Raw genomic sequence first — 20,878 nt, 5'->3', positions numbered from 1 at the left:
CCGCCACGCTTGGGGCGTGTCGAGCGGATCTCGTGTTGTCGCTTCTCTGCAGGGCATGGTTGCCGCTCCCGCTGGATCATCCTTGGCGGCACCCGCCATCGCGACACGACGATCGGAGCGAAATCTTAACGTAATCCTGGGCGCATCGGCCGAACGGCCCGGACCCGTGCCTTTTACCTGGCCTTTCGGATCCTCGCGCCGATCCGGCCTGGAGGCCGCCCGCGACCGCCGTCCCGATTCCGGCCCGTGTTCGGGATCTCGCCTTGATCACCTGCCGGAACGGGTAAGTCTCCGGCCGCGCTTGTTCGTCGGCGGGCGGCGAGCGGCTGGGCGAATGGTCGTCAAACCGTGGTGCACCAACGCAGCGATGGAACGAAAGCCACGGCGTCGCTCAGGACGGATTTTGGAGCTATCCGACCGCTGACCGGCATGGTTCGCCGTTACGACTGGGCTTCGCGCTGCGAACACTGCCGGATCGCGGCGCCAGCCGGGTACTTGGAACCGCCACTGCCATCGGCTGGCTGCGCGCGAGTGGGCCAAGGGCGGTTTCGTCACCGGACGGGCCCGTGACGGGCAAGCGCTTCGGCGCCTACGTGTCAGAGACACTGGTTCCGGCCCTGAGGCCCGGTGACACGCTCATCCTGGACAACCTCGGCGCTCACAAGGTCGCGGGCGTGCGCGAGGCCATCGAGGCAGCCAAGGCCTGGCTCCTGTACTCCCGCCATACTCGCCTGAGTTCAAACCGATTGAATGTACACGCGCGAAACCGGAAGCGCTCCTGCGCAGCGCGGCGGCCCGCACCGATGGCGATCTCTGTGAGACGATCCACAAAATCTTCGCTTCCAGATGGAGAAGTACCGCAACCACTTCACGGCTGCCGTCTCCGAGGATCATGCTTGTTCTTCCGGCTGATCGGGCCCTGCAGGTTCGGGCGTCTACGGCATTGCGATGTCGCTGATGATGACGATCAACACCGTCTTGGCAAGACTGATCGCCCTGCGCTGGAGCTTGAACCCATTGTTCGTACTAGCATGCAATGGCTTGTTTCCGATTGTAAACCAAACCTTCTTCAGCGCTTACACCCTGAAGCTATTCGAAGGCGGCCGGGTTACCGCTGCCGGTGGCGGAAGGGGTGGCCTGCCTGATGCTGACCAGCCGGCACCCCACGTAGCCCCTGGAGGCGACCCGGGCCAACTACCGGCCTGGTCCAGTGGACCGCGAGGTTGTGGAAGAGCGTAGCGGTTATCATGGGCCACCACGGTTCGGGCATCGCCCGGTGGGCTATGACTACGGTCCGGTTTTCTACCCCTTCGCTTGACGTCGAGCAGTCGGCTTTTCGGGTGTCGACGACTCGTTACCTCCCGTGCCTTGAGGCCGGTTCAGGATCCACGCCGCCCTGTGGCGACCCCCTGTCGGTTGCCCGGCACCCGCGGAGCCAGCCCGAAATCCACCCTGTCACCCAGAACGCGGCGACCGGACATGATCCGCTGTAACGTTTGGCTGTCGGCCCCCCCCAGGCGGGCCTCGTCCTCCATGCGGCGCAGCCGCTCCACCATCAGGCCTACGGCTGCCCCGGAGACGTCTGCCTCTTCGGCCAGGGTCAGCACCAGCCACGTGATCTCGTCGTCCGCATTCTCGGTCATGCGCATAACACGGGTTGAGGGAAAGGGCCGGCTGGCGGCCGGTGGCAGATAGGCATCGACGTCGCGGACCGCAGCGGGGCCACCCGGCAAGCCTGTGCGGCCAGATGCCCGGCCCGGTGGGGGGAACTCTGACCGCGGGCGAACCTGGCCCGATGCTGCGTCCAAGGCCTACGCGGCGGACGTCTCCGCCAAGCCGAGGGACTCGACGAGGAACGAGCGGGCACGGCTGACCCGGCTCTTCATGGTGCCGACCTGGCACCCCATCACCTCGGCCGCGGCCTCGTAGGTCATGCCCCGGGCCGCGACCAGCATCAGAGCCTCACGCTGCAACGGGGGCAACCCGCCGAAGTGCTTCCAGACAGCCCTGAGGTCGGAGCCGTGCTCCTGGGCGGCTGGCGCCGTCAGCTTCGCCGCCAGGGCACCGTCGGCATCCTCGACCTCGCGCCTGCGCTTGCGGCACTCCGTGTAGAATTGGTTGCGCAAGATGGTGCACAGCCAAGCCATCAGGTTCGTGCCGGACTGGAACCGGTGCTGGTTGGCCCACGCCTTCATCAGCGTCTCCTGCACGAGGTCCTCCGCCTGCGTCGCGTCGACCCCGAGCGATAGTGCGAAGGCCCGCAAGCCCGGAACGGCGTTCATGAGCCCGTCCCGGAAGGCGGCTCCGGCAGCCGCCGCCTCGCGCGAGAGGGCGCCGTCCAGACGGGAAAGCAGGTCGAGCACGCGGCCCGGGAGGTCGCCCGCTTCGAAGCCGGCGTAGGCTGCCCGCAACTCGGCGCCGATGTGGTCGCGCACCGACGCAGGCAAACTGCGAGCCGACCTCGCAGACGCGCCGACTTCGCCCGCGACGGGCCGGTGACAGCGTTTCCCGGAACGCATCGAAGAGCCCTCTCCTGACGCCTGCCGGCCTTTCTCGGAGCCGGCAATCGAGCCGAGACCTTCTGGCAACGCGTCGTTGAACGGAGACTGAGGCCGCCGTTCAGGTCGGCAACCGGCCGGGCATCACGGACACGGCGCCGCGGGGATGGCGGCGCCCCCGGCTTCCGGCACGGCCGTCCCGCCGACCGGGAAGGTGATGACGCAGAACAGGCCGGCGGCTGCGAAGTTGAGCTTGATCTCGCCCCCGAGTTCCTGCGCGAGGCCACGCTGTACCAGCCGCGAGCCGACCCCCCTCGTGTCGGCGGCGTGACGGGCGGGCCGCTGTTCTCGGCCAACTCGATCAGCAGGTGCGGCGCGCCCTCGATCCGCACCATCCTCCAGCGTACGGAGAGGCGCCCCTCCGGAACAGACGGCGCGCCATAAACCCCGTAGACGCCGAAGTTGACCGCGTGCACACGCCGGACCACGACCACGAGCGTCGCGTCCCGCTTGACCCGAGCCGGCAGCCTGCCGGGATCGGCCCGCCGCGCGGCGTGGGCGTGGTACGTCGACGGGGCGAACGGCAGCGCCCAGCAGATCGGCTCGACCCCGTAGGGCGCGCTGTGACCGTCGATGAAGGCGATCATCGCTTGGACTGGCGGTTGAGCTTCGAATGGGCAAAATACGCCGATGCCCTCCTCATGATCTCCTTAGCTTGCCGGAGTTCACGCACCTCCCGCTCCAGCACCTTGATCCGCTCGCGCTCTTCGCTCGCGGGACCGGCCCGCCTTGGTCCCGCTCGGCTTGCCGGATCCAATTGCGCAGCGTCTCACCTGTGCAGCCGATCTTGGCGGCAATCGTCTGGATCGCGGACCATCGCGAGCCGTGCTCGCTCCCGTACTCCCGCACCAGCCGGACGGTCCGCTCGCGAACCTGAAGGGAGAAGGGCGGGGTATGCTTCGTCATGGCTATGGGCCCCACGACGGCCGGCGTGCTCGATCTGGGCGCGGACCGCTTCGGCCTCGGGATTTGCGACCCCCGCTGCGAGCATCCCGCGCCGGGCAAGGTCCGGGCCGCCCGCCAGCGCGCGCAAGTGCCCCGGCGACGACGGGCCACCGCGGTCGAACAGCGCCGTTCGAACGACGCTTCCATGCCCCGTCGTCGTCTCGTAATTATCACGTCCTCACGAAGCGGATCCGGCCGATCCCCCGCCGTGCCCTCCCTCGCCGAGGAAGCCGACCAGATCGGTCATCGCCGGATAGGCCGCCCGGCAGATCAGGGTCGTGGCTCGGCGCTCCTGGACGACCAGCCCGGTATGGATCAGACGGCGCAGATGATGGGAGAGCGTCGAGGCCGGCACGTCGACGCGCTGCTGGAGGGCACCGACCGGCAGACCGTCATGGCCCGCCCGGACGAGCGTACGGTACACCTTTAGGCGGGTCAGATTGCCGAGCGCCTCCAATTGTCGTGCCGCTAATTCGATCTCCATGGAATTAGCATGAAGAAGCGTAACGGACCGCGCAACCCCTTACTCGATGCGTCGAGCACGACCGCACCGCTATCGGCATTCGGCGAGGCGCGTCGATGCCGGAGGGTGCGATCCTTCGCGACCGCGGCGGGGCTGCTTCGCGTTCGGAAGTCTCGCCCCATCAGCTCGGCGCGACGTCGTGAGGGTATCGGATCCACCGACATCGGCGCCGAGATCGGCCGCGAGCCGACGTGTGACCACGCCGCCCGGCTCCATACTCCGGCACGCCGGGCGGGCCCGAACCGTCGCCGGCTCCACCGTCTCATTCGGTCATTGGCGGCAAAGCGGCAATCCCGACGCGGCGACCCCGAGGTGCCCTCATGGGGACGGCTCGGGCCGCACACGACCGAGCGCTCTCCGCTCGCGGCCAATTTCCCATTCTCCGGCTCTCGGATCATGCCCGGAAATCGCAACCCGTAACGGATTATGCGTAGCGATACCCGTCACAGGTGCCATACGGATTCCGGAACCCGAAAGGCTGATCCTTCGCCGGGCCGCGGCTCCCGCGGCGAAGCGGAAGCCGGCCTGTCCCGGCCCGCGTCGTCCGGACGCCGGTCGCACGGGCCGCTCGGAAGAACGGTCACGTGTCGTCCCGCTCGTCGCCACCGTTCGGCGCCAGGCCGACGAGGACGCACGGGTCCAAGTCCCAGTCGTCGAACCCGGGATCGAGCAGGCCCACCCCGTCCGCCGACAAGGCGTAGAACGCCTCGTAGGGGTTCGCGTCCCAGCGCGGGGCCGTCGTCGGCGCCCGGTCGCGGGAGAGGCCCTGACCGATCCGGGCGCGCGAGGAGCCCGCCCCGGCGCGCACTCGGCGAGCGCTTCCGGAGCGACCGGGACGAGCGGTCCCGGGCGAGGCGACGCGCGGCCGGGGAGCCAACGAGACGCGGTTCGGCTTCGTGCGGTTGATCATTGCTCTGGTCCTTTCCGTCAGGCGCGGAGGCGGGCGGGTTGCATTGCGCGGAGGCGAGCGGTCGCCACCGGCGTCGGGTGGGCTTTGCGGAGGCGTCCGCCGGCGGCCGCGGCGGTCCCGACGGCCGCGCCATGAAAGGCCGGGTCGCCCAGGGCGGCGGCACAGTCGAGGAGCCGCTCGTGCAGGGCTCGGTCCCGGGCCGGGGAGAGCGGCGACATGAGCGCGGTCAGGTCACCCGCCTCGAAGCGCTCGGCGTCCGGATCCGCCGACACGGCGAGGAGGGTGGCGGCGAGCGCGACCGCCGCGTACCGCATGCCCTCGCCGAGATCGCCCGCGAGCAGCCGCATCTGTTCCAGCGGCGAGAGCCTCGGCAGCCGGAGCGGCAGGACGCGCGGGGCGATCCGCCAGGCCGGCTGGCCGAGCTCGCTGTCGCAGCGAAGGTGCCACGCCCCCGACGCGGTCGCGTGCAGGGCCTGGGCCGCGGTCAGCCGGCACGCCGTGGCCACGACGCGCAGGTGTCCGGGTTCGCCCGGACCGCCCTCGCGAAGCAGGTCCGTCGGCAGGACGGCGATCACGTCGCGTTCCGACCGCGCCGCCAGGCCCGAGAGGATGGCCGCCGCGTCGCGGGGATCGGGGCGGAGCAGGTCGAACGAACCCGAGAGGCGTGCCAGGCCACAGGCCTGGGCGCCGTTGGCGCCGACGGCGACGACGGTCGGACGGGTGCCGGCGTCGGTCAGGCCGCCGGCCACCAGCGCTGCGGCCAGGAGGCCGGTGCGGTCGTTGGAATGGATGGTCGCGATCACGGCGTCCTCCTTTGGGCCGATGCATCGAGGGAATCCTGCCACCGTTATTTCCATAAATCCAGAAGTATCGAAATTACTGGTTATCGGATCCCTGGCCGCCCAAAGCGCACTGTCCATCGCGCCTCGCGCGGTCCCGCGCTCGTGCCGACCGCCGTCGGCGTCCCGCCCTCCTCGGGGGCCGGGTCGTGGGCACGGCGCCTTGTCGCGTCCGTCAGCGCCCGCGACATCCGCACCCGTCAATCCCTGAACGGACTGAGGCGTGGTCCCCCCTGGCGACCCGGCCGCCGGCTCGTCCCGGCATCGGTGCTGACCGGGCGACCGTCGCGCCGAACCGGCGGTCACGGCGGTCGGTCAAGGCCGGCTCTCAGGGGCGCAGCGGGTCATCTGCGCGACGACGGCATGGGGCGTGGGGATCCAAGCACCGGCCGGCTTCGACCGCAGGTCGCCGCTCGGGTCGCCGGGCGCGGTCCGGACGTGTCACACGGGGCCCCGTGCCGGTCGCGGAGAGCGGACCTCCGGCACCGTCACGCCGGTCCACCTCGCGCGTATGCGTAAGTAATCCGAGGCGCCCAAGACTGTACGCCACGACGCCGTTAACCATCCCGAAAATATGGCTCTTGATGACAGGCAGAATATGCTGTTCATTTCCGCTCTTTTGCCTTAAGATTCACGGATCAATCACAACGTGTCCGACGTCGCGTGCCTGGTGGCCATTCCACCGGGCGCGCCGGCGTCCGGATTCCGTCATGGAGATTGCCCTTGATCTCTGCCTTCTTCGGTTCCGCTGGCCGGACCCATGCCGCCTACGCCGCGCTCCTCCTCGCCGACGCCTATGGCGTTCTCGGCCGCCCCGTCACGTTCCTGCGCGTCAAGTTCCCCGAGGACGCCCCGTTGCCGGGCCGGACGGTCACGGAGGAGGGCCTCACCGTCAGCGAACGCGAGGCGCGCGACGCACGGGAGGCGGGCGAGATCGCGGCCGAGGCCGTGGGGCGGGACGATGATCTCGTCCTCGACCTGCCCGCGGCGTGCCTGGGCAACCTCGGGCTGAGGGCGCGCATCGACGCGCCGGTGCTGCCGGTGGGCCCGACCCCCTTCGAGGAGCATGCCGCGGCGTCGGCGCTCGCGGGCATGAACCCGTCGGAGGATTTCGGTCTGGACGTGGTCTCGCCGCCCTGGCTCCTCGGGTGCGGGCGCAGCGGCGGCGCCGCCGCCGCCGACGCGTTCGGCCGCGTCATGCGCGGGCACGAGGCGCTCGTGCCGGGTCGAGGCCGTGTCCGGACCCTGCCGACGGTCGTGCCGGCGTTCGGCCGCGGGGAGGCACAGCGCATCGCCGAAGGGGATCGCACGAGCCGCAGCCTCGGGGCCTCCGTCACGCTGCTCGCCGCCCTGCGCGCCGCCGCCGCGAACCCGCACGCCGCCGAGGTCGACCCCGCCGCGTTCGCCGCGAACCTCGGTGTCGACGTCGAACAGGCTCGGGCGCCGGACGAGCGCGAGGCCGGCGACCGGCTGCGCGACCTCGCCGACGAGCTCCAGGGGATCCGCGACCAGGTCAAGCCGACGCGGGAGGACCTGCACGGCGCCCCGCGCCTTGAGCGGTGGCGGGCCTCCACCCGGTCCGTGAGGGTGCTCACCGGCGAGGTCCACGGGCATCCGAACTTCCCCGACGGCCGCCGCATCACCACGAGCGATCTGTACGCGTCCGATGGCCGGCGCTGGGCGCGCACCCTGTCGAGGTACTTCGTCCTGGGCCAGCCCGACACGGGCGCCGAGCGCCTCGACCGGCACTAGCCACCGCCATCCCGTCCGAACGAATCCCGCCCGCGCGCCTCGGCGCGCGGGAGCGGGTCCGTCTTGCCCGCCACGAGCCCGGAGGACGCATGCGCGCGAGCGACGATTCCCATCCCCGCGACCGGACCCTCCCGCGCCGTGAGCCGCCCGCGGGAAGCCATCCGCTCGCGCTCTGGCGCACGGAACGGCTTCCGGACATCGAGCTCTCCGCGATCCGGGAGGTCCGCCGAGCCCTCGCCGGCGGCGTCTGCCTGCATCATCGGGCCTGGCCCGCGGCCCGGAGGGGCGAGGCCGCGGCCGCCATCGCCGTCGCGCTCGACCTCGCGCGGCGCGCCGAACCGGACCCCGCCGTCGTGGACCTCGCGCTCTCGACGGTGCTCGTCGCCGCCTGGCGGGGCGATGCGGCGGCTCGCACCGTCCTCGCCCACGTCCTCGCCGGCCTGCCGCCGGACCTGCGCGGCGGCCATCCGGGCCGACCCGGAAGGCGGCGGCCCGGGCGCCGCCCCCCGCCGCGGCGGTGAACGCCGCATCCCGACCAGCGGGACGATCCCGAGAACCCAGGAGTCGATCACGTGCGGATCTGGACCTTCAGCGACTTGCACCGCGACCTGTCGCGGGTGCCGTGGACGCCCGGGCACATCCCCGACGCCGACGTCGCCGTCGTCGCGGGCGACGTCGGGCAGGGCCTGGCGGACACCATCCTCTGGCTGGGCCAGGCCATCCGACCGATCATGCCGGTCGTGGTCGTGCCGGGAAACCATGAGTTCTACGGCTCGGCCGTGGACGAGGAGCGCGCGCTCGGACGCCGGGCCGCGGAACGGCACGGCGTGACCCTGCTCGACGACGACACCGTCGAGATCGGCGGCGTCGCCTTCTCCGGCGGCACGCTCTGGACCGACTACGGCCTCGACGGCGACCGCCGGCGGGCCATGGCGGCCGCGCAGGCCGGCCTCAACGATCACCGTTGCATCGCGACGACCCGCAACCCGGGCTGGCGCACCTTCCGGCCGGGGGATGCGGCGGCCCTGCACGCCGCCGGCCGCGCCTTCCTGGAACGCGCGCTGCTGGAGGTCGACCCGCCGGGCGCGCGGGCGCGACCGCACGTCGTGGTCACGCACCACGCCCCCGCCCGCGCCTCGCTAGACCCGGGCTTCGCCGGCAGCGTGCTGAACCCGGCCTTCGCGAGCGACCTCGGCGGCCTCATCGCCGCCGGCCGCCCGGACCTCTGGCTTCACGGCCACGTCCACGCCCGCCGCGACCACCGGATCGGTCCGACCCGGATCCTGTGCAACCCCCTCGGCTACGACGGCGAGAACCCCGCCTTCGACCCGGCCTGCGTCGTCGAGGTGCCGTCGTAGGCCGTCGCCGGCGGATGCGTGCCGCGACCCGGGCCCGCCGTGACCCGGCCCCGGACCTCGACCACCCTCGGAGCAAGGCGACCATGCCCCACCTGACATTCCTGCGCGACGACCTGAACGAGGCGGAGACCGGGGACGTCGCCGCCGACGAGCGCCGTCCCGCGACCGAGACGCTCGCGGCCTTCGCGCTCGAAGCGGCGCTCTCGCCCGCCCAGCGCCGCCGCATCGCCGCCGACCCCGCCTTCGCCCTCGTCGTCCAGGTGCCGGCCGCCGACTGGGTCGAGCCGGTCCGCGAGGCGTGCGGGCGCCTGGCGGCGTGGGGTTACGTGGCGGCGCGCACCGGCGCTTCGAGAAGCGAGGACCGTGCGGACCGCGGCAATGATCGGGTGGCGGACCGGCTCGCCCGCGGCGACCGGGTGCTCGGCGTCTCGCAATCGCCCGCGCGCTACCTGCCTTCGGCGCTCGTCGCCGCGGCGGACCTGCACGTGCGGCTCCCGGGCGCGACCGACGCCGTGATCGCGCGGGTCGTCCGGGCCGCCACGGGGCGGCGTCCGACCCTGCCGCCCGGGATCGCGCGCGGGCTGGACTTCTTCGAGATCGCCGCCGCGGTGCGCGGGACGACGGCGCGGGCCTGCGTCGCGCGCCTCGCCGCGGCGGCGCGCTCGAAGGCCACCGCGGATCCCGCCGTCGGGTCGGCGCCCGATTTCGCGACCCTGGTCGGCTTCGGCGATGCCCATGCCTGGGGTACGCGCCTCATCGACGAGATCGCGACCTGGCGCGCCTCCGGCGGCGCGCCCGCGTTCCAGCGGCTCGACAGGCACGTCGCCCTCAGCTCCGCCCCGGGACTAGGAAAATCATCTTTCGTCCGCTCCCTCGCGAAGGCCGCTGGCCTGCCGCTGGTCGCGACCTCGGTCGGCGCCTGGTTCACCGGATCCGACGGACACCTGGGTGGCGTGCTCCGCGCCTGGGATGCCGCGTACACGCAGGCGTGCGCGCTCGCACCTAGTATTTTGTTCCTAGACGAAGCGGACAGCATTCCTAACAGAGCCACGATGGACAACCACGCGCGCGAGTGGTGGACCCCCTTGTGCACGAGCATTTTGCTCGGTTTCGATGCGCTCAACGCGCCCGGCGCCCCCGAGGTGTGCATCATCGCGGCGACGAACCACGGCGACAGGCTCGATCCCGCCCTGGTCAGGCCCGGACGGCTCGGTCGGGTGATCGAGATCAAGCCGCCCTCGGCCGCCGACCTGGCGGTCATCTTCCGGCACCACCTCGACGACGGCGAGGTGCCCGACATGGACCTCGCGCCGCTCGGCGCGCTCGCGCTCGGCGCCAGCGGCGCCCAGGTCGCCGGGTGGGTGTCCGAGGCCCGTGCCGCCGCGCGCGCCGCCGGGCGGCCGATGCGCCCGGAGGACCTGCTCGGCCGCGTCGCGCCGCCGGATCAAGGGAGCCCGGCGGACCGACGTCGGAGCGCGTACCACGAGGCGGGGCACGCCGTGGCGTTCGAGCGAATCGGCGCCCGCGTCGCCCAGGTCGACCTGGTCCCGCGCCGGGATTCGCTCGGCGCGACCTCCGTGGCGACCCGCCTCGGCCAGTCGCCGACCCGCGCGGAGATCGAGGGCCTCGCGGTCGCGCTCCTGTGCGGACGGGCCGCCGAGATCCTGTTCCTCGGGGAGCCGAGCGCCGGGGCGGGCGGCGATAGCCGGTCGGACCTCGCGCGCGTGACGACCCTGCTCGCCGGCAACCACGCCTCGCTCGGCCTCGGCGACCGGTTGGCGTATCGCGGCGCCCCCCACGAGGTCGCGGTCGCGCTGTCGCTCGACCCCGCCCTTCTCGGGGCGGTCGAGCGAGACCTCGACCGGCTGAGCGGCGAGGCCTTGGCCGTCATGGAGGCGAACCGCACCGCCGTGGCGGCCGTCGCCGAGCTGCTGATCGCGCGGCGCCTGGTCTCGGGCGACGCGCTCCGGGCGCTGATCGCCGAGGCGGACCGACACCGCGCCGCGCAGGACGGAGGACAGCCGTGACGCTCCACGTTCCCGATCCGGTGGCCCGGGCCGAGGTGCATGCACCGGCACCGACGAAAGGCCCGTCCGCCGTGCCGGCCGCCCCCGGGGCGCGGACCGCCCCGTCGGAGCCCGTCCCGTTCCGTCTGTGGACCCTGTCCGACCTGAGGATTGACCGAGCGCCGCACGTGCTGCCGGACCCGCTGCCGGACTTCGACGCCTTGCTCGTCCCGGGCGGGATCGCGCCCGGCCTGTGCCGGTCGGTGCGCTGGCTTGCGGACGCGCTCGGCGGCCGCCAGGGTCGGCGGCCGGTCGTCCTCGTCCCGGGACCGGCGGAGTACCTCGACGGCGAACCCGTGGGCGCGGCGCTCGCCGAGGCCGTGCCGCTCGGGGCGGCGCTGGGCATCACCGTGCTCCACGACGGCGCCGTTCGCCTCGGCGATCCGCGGCGGCCCGGGTTGGTCATCCTGGGGGCGACGCTCTGGACGGACTTCGCCCTCGACGGCGTCGAGAACGCCCGGACCGCCCGCGCCCACGCCCGGAGCCGCTGGACGGTGACGGACAGGGCGGCGAGCGCGCCCGGGGTGCCCTTCTTCCCGCACGACGCGGCCGGCGCGCACGCCCGCTCGCGGGCCTTCATCGAGGACGCCCTAAACGCCGTCGCCGTCGGTGCGGGCCCGTACGGCCATATGCCGAATCCGGTCCTGCGCGACATCGGCCCGGGCGACCGGGCCGCGGTCGTCACCGGCTTCGCCCCGTCCCGGTCCTGCCTGCCGCCCACCCTGGCCAGGCCCGTGCTCGACCCGTGGCGGGTCTGCTGGCACGCCTCGGCCCTGGACCCCGTGATGGAGGGTTGGGGCGCCCCGGCCGTCTGGATCCACGGGAACGTGCCGCAGGCCTGCGACCTGCGGCTCGGGCGCACGCGCGTCGTGAGCAACCCCTACGACCCGGACGATCCGACGAACGGGTACGACGCCAGCCGCACGATCCTGGTCTGACAGCCGCCCCGGAGAACCGCCCCATGCACGAGACCCGCTCCCCGACGCCCCGGCTTCGGCTCCCCTCCCTGTCCGACGCGAGCGCACCCGCGGACGGCGCGCGCCCCGCCGTCCGCCAAGTCCGTCGGCCGGCGGCGGAACCCGGCGCCGATGCGGACGCGCTCCTCGTCGTCGATATCGAGACCGTGCCGGACGAAACGCTGATGCCGCCGCCCGAGGTGTGGGCCCGGGACAAATTTCCGAAATGCGCGTGGCACGCCGTGGTCGCCGTCAGCTTCGTGCAGGCGGAGATCCTGCGCGACGGCGACACGGGACTGGAGGAATATCGGGTCACCGCCTGCAGGAGCGGCGGCGAGGCGGGCTGGGACGAGGCCCGCATCCTGCGCGGCTTCTGGCGGCACTTCGCCTCCGGCAGGTTCCGGCTCGTCACCTGGAACGGCCGCGGCTTCGACATGCCGACGCTGCTTCACCGCACGATGCTCCACGGCATCTCGGCGGAAGCCTGGTTCCGGCGCGGCACGCGCTGGTCGGGCTACGGCAACCGGTACGGCGGCGCCCACGTCGACGTCATGGACGAGATGTCCGGGTTCGGGTGCGCCAGCCGGCTCACCCTGGAGGAGGCCGCCGCGCTGATCGGCATGCCGGGCAAACTCGGCGAGCACGGGTCGCTGGTGGCCGACATGGTCGCCGCCGGCCAGATCGAGCGCGTCCGGGCGTATTGCGAGACCGACACGATGACCACCTTCGGCATCTACGTCCGCCATGCGTATCTCGCCGGCCGGACCGACGCCGCGGCCCACGACAGGGCGATCGCGGGCCTCCAGGATTACCTGGAGCTGGAGCGGACCCGCAGACCGCATCTCGGCGCCTACCTCGACGCCTGGCGACGCCTGTCCGACACGCGGCCGGCGTTCGTCGTCGACAGGGACCGCCGGGGCGGATGACCCTCGCCCTCGGGTTCCGGCCCCGTCTCCCACGGTTGCGGGGCGCGGCACCCGGATCGGGCTCGGGGCCCCGGTCCGGATCGCCGCGTCTCGGGCCCGGGCCGCGCGGCGTCGCCGGCACACCGGACCGGCCGGCGGCGCCCGCGCCCGGACCGGTGACACCCACGGCGAGCGCCGTCGTGCGACGGATGCCGAAACGGCGCGCCGCGGACCGGCGCCCCCTGCGTTCGCGCCGTGCCGCCTGAGGCGGCCCGGTCCCCGAGAACCCCTGGATGTCGAGGCGGGACATGGCGGAACGCGCGAGCGGAACTTCATCGGGCTCGCCGTCGGGAACGTCGCGGCCGACGGCGGCGCGGCGGCACGTCCCGGTAGGGTCGGGGAGGGCGTTTGTGCCTTGCCGCGCGCCTCGCACAATGGGCTGTGCGCCCGATTCCCGGGCGCCGTCCAAGGACAGGACCGCCCCGGCCCGGCTTCCGCGCACAGTCCCGGTGCGAGGCCCGGCCGTGCGCCTCGACCGGACGCCCGCGCGCCTGGGGCACCGTCCGGCCATGCATCCCGACCCAGAATTCCCGGTTTTCCCCGCCGGCGTCCCCCCGGTGCGGGCGGACGTGCGCGAGCTCGCACGGGCGCGGCAGGCCATCTCCGCCCTGGCCCATCCCGACACGCGGCCCATCGTCGACACGGCCATGGGCACCCTGCATGCGGCGCTCTCCGGGGGCGGTCTCCAGGTCTCCAAGATCCCCGGGCTGCAGAGCGCCATCCGCAAACACGTCAGGCAGGCCTGGATGGACGGCATCGTCGCCCCCCTCGCCCGGTCGCGCCATCCGGCCGACCGCGCCGTCCTCGACGCGATCCCGAAGGATTTCGCCCTGAGGGCCCACGCCGAGGTGCTGGCCGCCCTGGAACGGATCGCCCGTCGGGTGCCCGAGGATGCCGACGGCACGCGGGCGCACCTCGGGCGGGCCTTCGAGTACCTGCGGATGCTGCCGCTCATCCTGCAGGCCCTCGCCGATCTCGAAGGCCTCGCGCCGGGCGCCGCACGAACGGGCCGCCCCGCATCCGGACCCGGTTCCGCGGCCCTCGCCGACGCCACCGCGCTGGTCCAGCGCCGGCTCAAGGCGGCGCTGTCGCCGGGCCTTCCATCCTTGATCGGCGACCTGGCCGACCTGGTTCACCGCGGCCCCCCGGCCGCGGCCGACGTCCCCGCGCTGCGCTGGACGGCCGCCGCGCTCCTCGCGCCGCCCGCGCGCGGCGCCCGGACATCGGACCGGGGCGGTCCGCAATGGCGCCGGAGCCTCGCCGGCGCGCTCTCGCGCGACCTGATCGACGAGGCGCTCGCGCCGGCCGCAGGTCGACTGCTGCGCCGGCATGCCGGCCTGGAGATCGGGGACGCCCGCTATGCCCGCGACGGGGGACACGGAGGCCGGCTGGACCTCGCCCTGGCCCGCGCCAGCGTCAGGCTGCTCCTGACGGTCCGCTTCGACGTCGCCACCGGGCGGTTCGAGCAATCCTCCGCGGTCGTCTCGTCGGACGGCGCGCCGACGACGCTCGCGCCCGAAGACGCCGATGCGCTCCTCGATGCGTCCATCCCCGACGCGCTCGACACGCCCGCACATCGCGCGATGCGCCGCCTCTCGCGGCTGGACGGCGCGCCCGTCCTTCACATGCACGTCAACGGGACCGGCGAGCTCCAGGTCGCTCCGGAGGCCGTTCACGCGTTGGATGCCGGGCTGCTGGAGGAGCTTGTCCGCACCGCCGACGAGGAGGGAAGCGCCGTCAGGTTCGACCCGGTCCGCGACCTCGTGCTGGCGTCCGGCCTGGTCGAGATCGGCTTCGAGTGGCACGACGGGCCGGCCGGTCGATGCCTGATCCGCGCCCCGGTTCAACCCACCGGTCGGCCAGGCCCGTGACGACCAGGTCCGGGACGTCTCGGCCGGGTCGCCGACCGGATCGGGGGCCCTGTCGACGGCAATGCCGCTCGGCCAATACGAGGGTCGCGCTACCCGCCGACCCGCGAGGGCCAGCTCGATGAAATGCGGCATACGCCTTCGTCTCGGCGCCGATGCTGATCAGAATATGGAGACCGACATTTGGTACGGCGGCCTGTGCTCGAATGAATGCTTCATTGATTTGAAGATCCACGAACGCGGACGTCGCGTTTGCGGGTGTCCTAGGGTACGTCGACGGCCGCCCGCCGTTGGATACACGCGACACGCGGCCGGAGGATGACCCGGGGACCGGACGGACAAGGTTGGCCGGGTGCGCGACCCGGTTTCACCCACCCATTCAACCGGGTCGACCGGGTCACCTTCCGTTTACCACGTCCGGTGGACCTGGGCGAAAGAACTTGCGGCTTGGCGGTCACCCGGTCTATGGTCCGATCATCAGGTCGCGGAGCTCCTCCGGACCTGGATGCGGACCTGGACCTGGTCGGGGGTGCCGAATGGATGTGATCACCCAGATGTGCCAGGAGCGCGACCGGGCCCGGCAAGCCGCCGCGGACAGGACGCGGCAGCTTCAGGAGCTCATGTTGGAACACGTGAGCGCCATCGCGGCGGAGACCGCCAAGGCGGCCCGCCTCGACCAAATGATAGCGACCCTGCAGCAAGGGGCGGCATACGCCCCGGAACCGGCCCAGGCGGCCGACCAGGCCGAGACGGAAGCGGAGGCCCGGCCGGCGCCGGACGACGAGCCGGTACCGGACGAGGCCGAACGGATGCCGGCGCCGAAAGTCTCCGGCCTGGTCGCCCAGGTCATCGTCGACGCTCTCGCGAAGGCCGGCGCCAAGGGATTGTCGGGGACTGAAGTCAACGACGCGGTCCGGGACGCCGGCTACACGCTCGATGCCTCGGAGAAAAATAAGACCCGTCTTAAGAATAAAAACCTCGTCTACCATGATCGGAAGGCACAACATTGGTATCTGAAAGATCCAACGAAGGCCTCAGCGTCATAAGATCAGTCTAGATCCAACAACTCATCAATCATCGAGGAGAATGCCGATGCGCAACCGATATCGCGCAGCCCTCCGCGCGCGCTCCCGCGACCCACCGGGCCAGGGAGTGATCGTCGAGGCAAAATAAAAGCGCACGGCCCGATCCGGGCCGCACGCTTTGAGCTTGCCCGCTACGCAGCCGGAAGGCTGTAGCGGGTAAGGTCCGGCCCGTCGGACGAGAGCTTGAGCCCTCTCGACCATGTCACCGCCGGACCTCGTGATCACGACCGCCGCATACCAGACCGGCCAACCACCGGGATCAAGGCCGACATTCGAGACCGATGACGTATGCCAGCTCTCGCCTGCGAAAGCAAGCGGGCTGCGCTCCGCCTCCTCGGGATCCGCCGGCCCAAGCCGGCCGCGCCCGGACCGTCCCCGCGACGGATCCGGACCGGCCCCGCGCGACCCCATCCGAGGAGAGCACCATGAACGAGCCGTACCGCGTCGAGCCCCTCACGGCCGACTTCCAGCCGCCCCTCGCCCCCCTGATCGACCGGGCCTTCGATGCCTGGGACGGGGACGTCGCCGCGCTGCTCGGCGTCCCGCGGGGGACGTTCGAGCCGGAGACCGAGGCCGTCGAGCCCACCGAGTTCTGAGCCGCCGCCGAAGCCCCGGCCTCCGGGCCGGGGTCACCGCCCATCCCACCACCAAGGCTGGCTCCGTCCGCCTTTCGAGGACCCGCGCGATCATGAAGCAGCTCGAACTCTTTCCCGCGACGACCGCCGACACCGACCGGCTCCGGGCCGAGATCCAGGCCCTCAACGAGATGACGGAGCGCGAGCGCGCCGCCGCGCTGCGCCGTTACCGTTACGTGCGGGCGGTCGAGGACCTCCCGCCGGGACGGCGGGGCGACCGCCACCTGCGGGCCGCGATCCGCGCCGTCTGCGAGCTGATCGACGACGTCGATCCGCCCACGCCGCGCCAGGTCAGGGCATGGGAAGCGCGGCTCCAGGAGGCCGACGGCAACCCGGCCGGCCTCGCCGACCGGCGGATGGCGCGGTCGCCCCGGCAGCAGACCCACTGGGCCCCGTGGATCGGCGAGCTTGTCGACCAGGTCGTGGCCGAGGCCGACCCGCGCCGGGGCGTCACGCTGACTGCCATGGCCCGCCTCGCACAGGCGAGGTGCCTGGAAGCGTCGCATGCGCGGGAAGGCGCGGCCGCCGACGTTCCCGCTTTCCGCACCCTCGTGCGGATGGTCGGCGACCGTCTGCGTCCCCTGCAGCAGGCGTACCGGGTCCGGCACCTCTCGTGCGGGCGTCCCCTCGCCGAGGTCGTCGTCGCCCGGGAAGCCCTGCGGCTCGCCATCCCGGAACTCGGCGCCGACCGCGTTCACCTGGTCACCGCACGCGACATCTACAGCGGCGTGATCGTGGCGGCGGCGCTGGGCACCGCGCCGCCGAACGGGGAGGACCTGATCGGCCTGTTCGGGGTGCGGACCGCGACGGCGGCCCCGGAGCCGCTCGGCGCCGCCCGCCTGTGCATGGGGCTGCCGGAGGTGCTCGTGCTGGACCGGGATCCCGCCTTCCACTGCGCCACGTTCCGGCATTCCGCGGCGGCGCTCGGCATCCGGCTGCACTTCGCCGCGGTCGATCATCCGGGCGCTCCCTGCCGGGTGGCGGGACTGCAGCGCTGGCTGACGGCCCGGGGCGAGGTGGTCGAGGACACAGGAGGCTTGATGGCGGCCGCGCACGCCTGGCTCGCCGATCTCGACGTCGGCCGCTCCGGACCGGACCGGTCGACCCCGCTGGACCGCTGGCAGGAGGGGGTCGCGCGCTATCCGATCCGGCTGTCGCCCGGGGCCGCTCCCGCAATCCCGACCGGCGAGGAATCGGGTGGCGCCGACGCGGCCGAGGGGCCCGACGGCCCTGACGCCCGGCGGAGGTCCTGATGCCGGCGACCCTGCGAAGCCGCCATGTCGGCAAGCCGAGCCCGTCGCGCCCGGTCGTCACCGGCCGACGGGACTGCATCACGGGCGAGGTCCCCTCCGGCAAGGCGGGGATGGGCTACCGCATGGTGGCCTACGAGGGCCTCCTCGCACGGGACTTCATCCTGATCCTGGAGCAGGACGATGCCGTCCTGCGCTATCAGGAGGAGCCCGCTCCCTTCCGGTGGCACGACGGCGTCCGGTGGCGCAGCTACACGGCCGACTTCGCCGTGGAGATCGACGACGGGCGGCGCGTCGCCGTCGAGGTCAAGCCGCGGAAGCGGGTGATCAGGCTTGGCTGGGACGGGATCCGGCCCCGCATCGAGGCCGGCGCCAGGGCCGCCGGCTACGACGGCTTCGAGCTCTGGACCGAGGTCGAGATCGGCGCGCTCCGCGTCGCGAACGCCGCGCTCGTCGCGAGCGAGCGCACCTTCGTGGCCGACGAGGCGGAGCAGCACACCATGCGCGTCGTCCTCGACCGCTTCGGCGGCCGGGGTCTCGTCCGGGAACTCCGGGCGGCGTCGGGGCTCCAGGACCGCGCCTTCCGGGCCGTCGTGGCCCTGGTCGCGCGGGGCGAGGCCGAGCTGGCCGACCCCGGCCGGCCCTTCGACGACCACGCAGTGATCCGCCGTCCCGCGAACCCCAGGAGTGCACCTTGAACAGGCTCGACCAGCAGTTCCGCCTTACCATCGGCGCGGTCGTCGTCGTCGACGGCGTCCCCTACGCGTCCGTCGCCCGTGGGCGGGCGGGCCTCGCCCTGCGCAGGCTCGCGGGCGGTTCCGAGACCGTCGTCCTGAGCGACGCCGTCCTGGTGGACCTCCACCACGGCGGGAGGGTGCGCATGGCAAGACCCGGCGCATGCGGGGGGCGGCGCTGACCATGGGCGCGTGCCAGATCCGTCTCCAAGCGGACGCGCTCGTCATCGTCGAGGGCGTCTACCACAAGGTGCTCTCGCGCGACGAGGCCGGCGTCACGCTGCGCACCCTCGGGGCGAGGCCGGTCACGGTCACGAAGACCCATGCCGAGTTGGCCGACCTCTACTTCGGCGAGCCCAGGCGGCTCCAACTGGTGGAGGACACCGCCGCCGGGCTCCCCCAAGGCGTCAGGGACAACCTCCTGCGCAACATCGACACCTTCGACGTTCGCCAGCAGGACGCGGCGCTGATGCGCCTCGACTACGTGCAGGCCTGCGACCGGTGCTTCGCCGAGCGGACCCACAGGAAGGTCCCGAAGGGTTACGCCGACATCGCGAGGCTCGTAGCGGTCGAGCGCCGGCAGCGGGCCATCGAGAACGAGGGCTCCCATCCCGACGACGTGCCGCTCGAACGGGTGAGCGGCTCCTCGCTGAAGGGCTGGTACGGGCGCTGGCGCAAGGGCGGCAAGTCCATCGTGGCGCTGATCCCGCTGGACGACCTGAAGGGACGGGCGGGTTTCCGCCTCGATCCCGAGGTCGAGATGGTCATCGCGGAGCGCGTGCGCGAGGACTGGCTCACCCGGAACGGACCGCCGCTGAGCCATGTCATCGTCTTCATCCAGGGCAGGATCGAGCGCGAGAACAAGACGCGCACCGTGCCCTTCGACGTGCCCGACGGGATGACGATCCGGCGGTGGGTGAAGGCGAACGTCAGCCAGTTCGACGTGATCTTCCATCGCGAGGGCCCCGCGGCGGCGGAGCAGGCCTTCCGGCACGTCAAGAAGGCCCCGCAGGCGACGCGGCCGCTCGAAATCGTCGAGGTCGACCACACGCCCCTCGACGTCTTGGTCCTGGAGGGCGACGGCACGCCGGCGCGCGACCGGCGCCGCAAGGACAAGCGCACGAGGCGGGTCTGGCTCACGGTCGCGATCTGCGCCGCGACCCGCATGATCGTGGGATTCCACCTCAGCGACGAGCGTCCCTCCTGGACTTCGGTGATGCACTGCCTGCGCATGGCGGTGCTGCCGAAGGACCTGACCGGCATCCGGGTCGACACGGCCTGGCCCGTGTTCGGCGTGCCGGAGGTGGTCAAGCTCGATAACGGGAAGGAATTCCACTCCCGGTCGATGAAGGCCGCCGCCGGGCAACTGCGGTTCGAGCTCCGCTACATGCCCCGGCGCAAGCCCCACCTGAAGGGGAAGGTCGAGCGCGCCCTCGGCACCATCGCGCGCGACTTCTGCGCCTACCTTCCCGGCCGGACCTTCCGCGACGTGCGCGAGCGCGGCGACTACGACAGCGTCGGGCAGGCCGCCCTGACCCTGGCCCAACTCGTCGAGTTCTTCACGATCTGGGTCGTCGACATCTACCACAACCGCAAGCACGGCGGGCTGCTCGGGCGAACGCCCCTGCTGCGCTGGCAGGACCTGGCGGGCTACGGCACGCGCCTGCCGCCGTCGGCCGACGACCTCGATCCGCTCATCGCCCTGGTGGTCCCGCGGACCATCCAGCGGAACGGGATCACCTTCCTCGGCCTCACCTACCAGTCCGACGAACTGAAGGGCGTCCGGCGCAGGAAGGGCTTCCACTTCGGCGACGAATTCCTCGTCAAGGCCGAGGCGTCCGATCTCGGCCACCTCCTCGTCCTGGTGGACGAGGAGGCCGGTTGGATCAAGGTTCCCTGCGAGGACGGGTTGGCCGACGGGACGTCCCTGGCGGACTGGCGAGACGTGGTCCGCACGGCGCGTCGGATGACGCAGGAAGGCCAGCGCGTCGCTCGCGCGACGCTCGTCCGCGCGATGGAGCTGCTGCGCGCCGAATGCCGCAAGGCCGGCGTCAAGCCGAAGCGCCTGGCCAGCGCCGACGTCGACTGGTTCCGCGACCACGCCGACGACCCGATGTTCGAGGTCGCCTGGGACGTCGCGGACGAGGGCGCCCACGAGGAAGAGCGGCTGCGGACCCGACGCCCGCGGAAGGCCGCGCCGCCGTCCGCGGCCGACGCGGCACCCGCGCCCCGGGTCGGGCAGGGTGGCCGCAAGTCCGCCCCGCGCCCGGCCAGCGCCCCGCAGGACACCCCGCAGGACGCCCCGCCGGCGGCCCGGCCGGCCGGTCCGAGGCCCGTCGCCGCCGGGGCCGATCCGCGGAGCGTGACGGCGGACGTCGGCGCCGAGTTCGACCCCGACGATCCCGACAACTGGACTGCCGAGTGAGGGCCATCG

General features: G+C 72.5%; 19 protein-coding genes, 2 pseudogenes and 1 other annotated feature. Of the genes and pseudogenes, 15 read left to right on the top strand and 6 right to left on the bottom strand.

The window, feature by feature from the left end:
- Nucleotides 1-423: 423 nt before the first annotated feature.
- Nucleotides 424-912: pseudogene (locus tag ME121_RS33060) on the top strand (transposase); the annotation flags it as partial.
- Nucleotides 913-942: 30 nt separating this feature from the next.
- On the top strand, nt 943-1,239 hold the full coding sequence (locus tag ME121_RS33055) for a hypothetical protein (protein WP_408902627.1): 297 nt from the start codon (nt 943-945) through the stop codon (nt 1,237-1,239).
- A 140-nt stretch (nt 1,240-1,379) separates the two neighbouring features.
- Here the strand turns inward: ME121_RS33055 and ME121_RS01060 are convergent, their stop codons facing one another.
- The 6 genes and pseudogenes from ME121_RS01060 to ME121_RS01040 all read right to left on the bottom strand — a co-directional run bounded on the left by ME121_RS01060 (nt 1,380) and on the right by ME121_RS01040 (nt 5,739).
- Nucleotides 1,380-1,643, bottom strand: coding sequence for a hypothetical protein (locus ME121_RS01060; protein ID WP_143739258.1), 264 nt, complete (start codon nt 1,641-1,643; stop codon nt 1,380-1,382).
- A gap of 168 nt (nt 1,644-1,811) precedes the next feature.
- The gene (locus tag ME121_RS01055) at nt 1,812-2,435 is read right to left on the bottom strand and encodes a sigma-70 family RNA polymerase sigma factor (RefSeq protein ID WP_306419136.1); all 624 of its coding nucleotides are present in this window, start codon (nt 2,433-2,435) and stop codon (nt 1,812-1,814) included.
- A gap of 506 nt (nt 2,436-2,941) precedes the next feature.
- A pseudogene (locus tag ME121_RS33050) lies at nt 2,942-3,464 on the bottom strand (transposase); the annotation flags it as partial.
- Nucleotides 3,071-3,187: a sequence feature (AL1L pseudoknot), on the bottom strand. Its footprint overlaps the pseudogene before it by 117 nt.
- Nucleotides 3,465-3,681: 217 nt before the next feature.
- The gene (locus tag ME121_RS01050) at nt 3,682-3,987 is read right to left on the bottom strand and encodes an ArsR/SmtB family transcription factor (protein WP_059408050.1); all 306 of its coding nucleotides are present in this window, start codon (nt 3,985-3,987) and stop codon (nt 3,682-3,684) included.
- Between the two features lie 619 nt (nt 3,988-4,606).
- The gene (locus tag ME121_RS01045; RefSeq protein WP_059408048.1) at nt 4,607-4,834 is read right to left on the bottom strand and encodes a hypothetical protein; all 228 of its coding nucleotides are present in this window, start codon (nt 4,832-4,834) and stop codon (nt 4,607-4,609) included.
- 119 nt (nt 4,835-4,953) lie between these two features.
- The gene (locus tag ME121_RS01040; protein WP_059408046.1) at nt 4,954-5,739 is read right to left on the bottom strand and encodes a hypothetical protein; all 786 of its coding nucleotides are present in this window, start codon (nt 5,737-5,739) and stop codon (nt 4,954-4,956) included.
- 759 nt (nt 5,740-6,498) lie between these two features.
- Here ME121_RS01040 and ME121_RS01035 point away from each other — a divergent pair.
- The 13 genes from ME121_RS01035 (at nt 6,499) to ME121_RS00980 (ending at nt 20,869) form a co-directional block, all read left to right on the top strand.
- Entirely contained in the window at nt 6,499-7,527 is a 1,029-nt protein-coding gene (locus tag ME121_RS01035; RefSeq protein ID WP_059408044.1) for a hypothetical protein, read from the top strand.
- An 89-nt stretch (nt 7,528-7,616) separates the two neighbouring features.
- Complete coding sequence (locus tag ME121_RS01030; RefSeq protein ID WP_059408042.1) at nt 7,617-8,048, top strand: hypothetical protein; 432 nt, start codon at nt 7,617-7,619, stop codon at nt 8,046-8,048.
- A gap of 51 nt (nt 8,049-8,099) precedes the next feature.
- Entirely contained in the window at nt 8,100-8,885 is a 786-nt protein-coding gene (locus ME121_RS01025) for a metallophosphoesterase (protein WP_059408041.1), read from the top strand.
- 83 nt (nt 8,886-8,968) lie between these two features.
- Complete coding sequence (locus ME121_RS01020; protein ID WP_059408039.1) at nt 8,969-10,912, top strand: AAA family ATPase; 1,944 nt, start codon at nt 8,969-8,971, stop codon at nt 10,910-10,912.
- A complete protein-coding gene (locus ME121_RS01015) occupies nt 10,909-11,889 on the top strand; it encodes a metallophosphoesterase family protein (RefSeq protein ID WP_059408036.1) in 981 nt (326 codons plus the stop codon). The genes ME121_RS01020 and ME121_RS01015 overlap by 4 nt, the downstream gene beginning before the upstream one ends.
- A 23-nt stretch (nt 11,890-11,912) precedes the next feature.
- Nucleotides 11,913-12,833 (top strand): 3'-5' exonuclease, encoded by a 921-nt coding sequence (locus ME121_RS01010; protein ID WP_059408034.1) that lies wholly within the window; start codon nt 11,913-11,915, stop codon nt 12,831-12,833.
- A 608-nt stretch (nt 12,834-13,441) separates the two neighbouring features.
- Nucleotides 13,442-14,743 (top strand): hypothetical protein, encoded by a 1,302-nt coding sequence (locus ME121_RS01005; RefSeq protein WP_245337788.1) that lies wholly within the window; start codon nt 13,442-13,444, stop codon nt 14,741-14,743.
- 533 nt (nt 14,744-15,276) lie between these two features.
- Nucleotides 15,277-15,786 (top strand): hypothetical protein, encoded by a 510-nt coding sequence (locus ME121_RS01000; RefSeq protein WP_059408032.1) that lies wholly within the window; start codon nt 15,277-15,279, stop codon nt 15,784-15,786.
- Between the two features lie 464 nt (nt 15,787-16,250).
- Nucleotides 16,251-16,421: a hypothetical protein gene (locus ME121_RS33045; RefSeq protein WP_179239957.1), complete on the top strand. Its 171-nt coding sequence runs from the start codon at nt 16,251-16,253 to the stop codon at nt 16,419-16,421.
- Between the two features lie 92 nt (nt 16,422-16,513).
- On the top strand, nt 16,514-17,713 hold the full coding sequence (locus tag ME121_RS00995; protein WP_059408030.1) for a hypothetical protein: 1,200 nt from the start codon (nt 16,514-16,516) through the stop codon (nt 17,711-17,713).
- A complete protein-coding gene (locus ME121_RS00990) occupies nt 17,713-18,408 on the top strand; it encodes a TnsA endonuclease N-terminal domain-containing protein (protein WP_059408027.1) in 696 nt (231 codons plus the stop codon). The genes ME121_RS00995 and ME121_RS00990 overlap by 1 nt, the downstream gene beginning before the upstream one ends.
- Nucleotides 18,405-18,626, top strand: a complete 222-nt coding sequence (locus tag ME121_RS00985) for a hypothetical protein (RefSeq protein WP_059408024.1) — start codon at nt 18,405-18,407, stop codon at nt 18,624-18,626. The genes ME121_RS00990 and ME121_RS00985 overlap by 4 nt, the downstream gene beginning before the upstream one ends.
- Complete coding sequence (locus tag ME121_RS00980; RefSeq protein WP_059408022.1) at nt 18,608-20,869, top strand: TnsB C-terminal domain-containing protein; 2,262 nt, start codon at nt 18,608-18,610, stop codon at nt 20,867-20,869. Before ME121_RS00985 ends, ME121_RS00980 begins: the two co-directional genes overlap by 19 nt.
- Nucleotides 20,870-20,878: the final 9 nt, after the last annotated feature.

The sequence above is a fragment of the Methylobacterium sp. ME121 genome, assembly GCF_000974725.1.
Taxonomy (GTDB): Bacteria; Pseudomonadota; Alphaproteobacteria; order Rhizobiales; family Beijerinckiaceae; genus Methylobacterium; species Methylobacterium radiotolerans.
The sequence above is the reverse complement of the archived record's forward strand: the minus strand, read 5'-3'. Positions and strand labels throughout refer to the sequence as shown.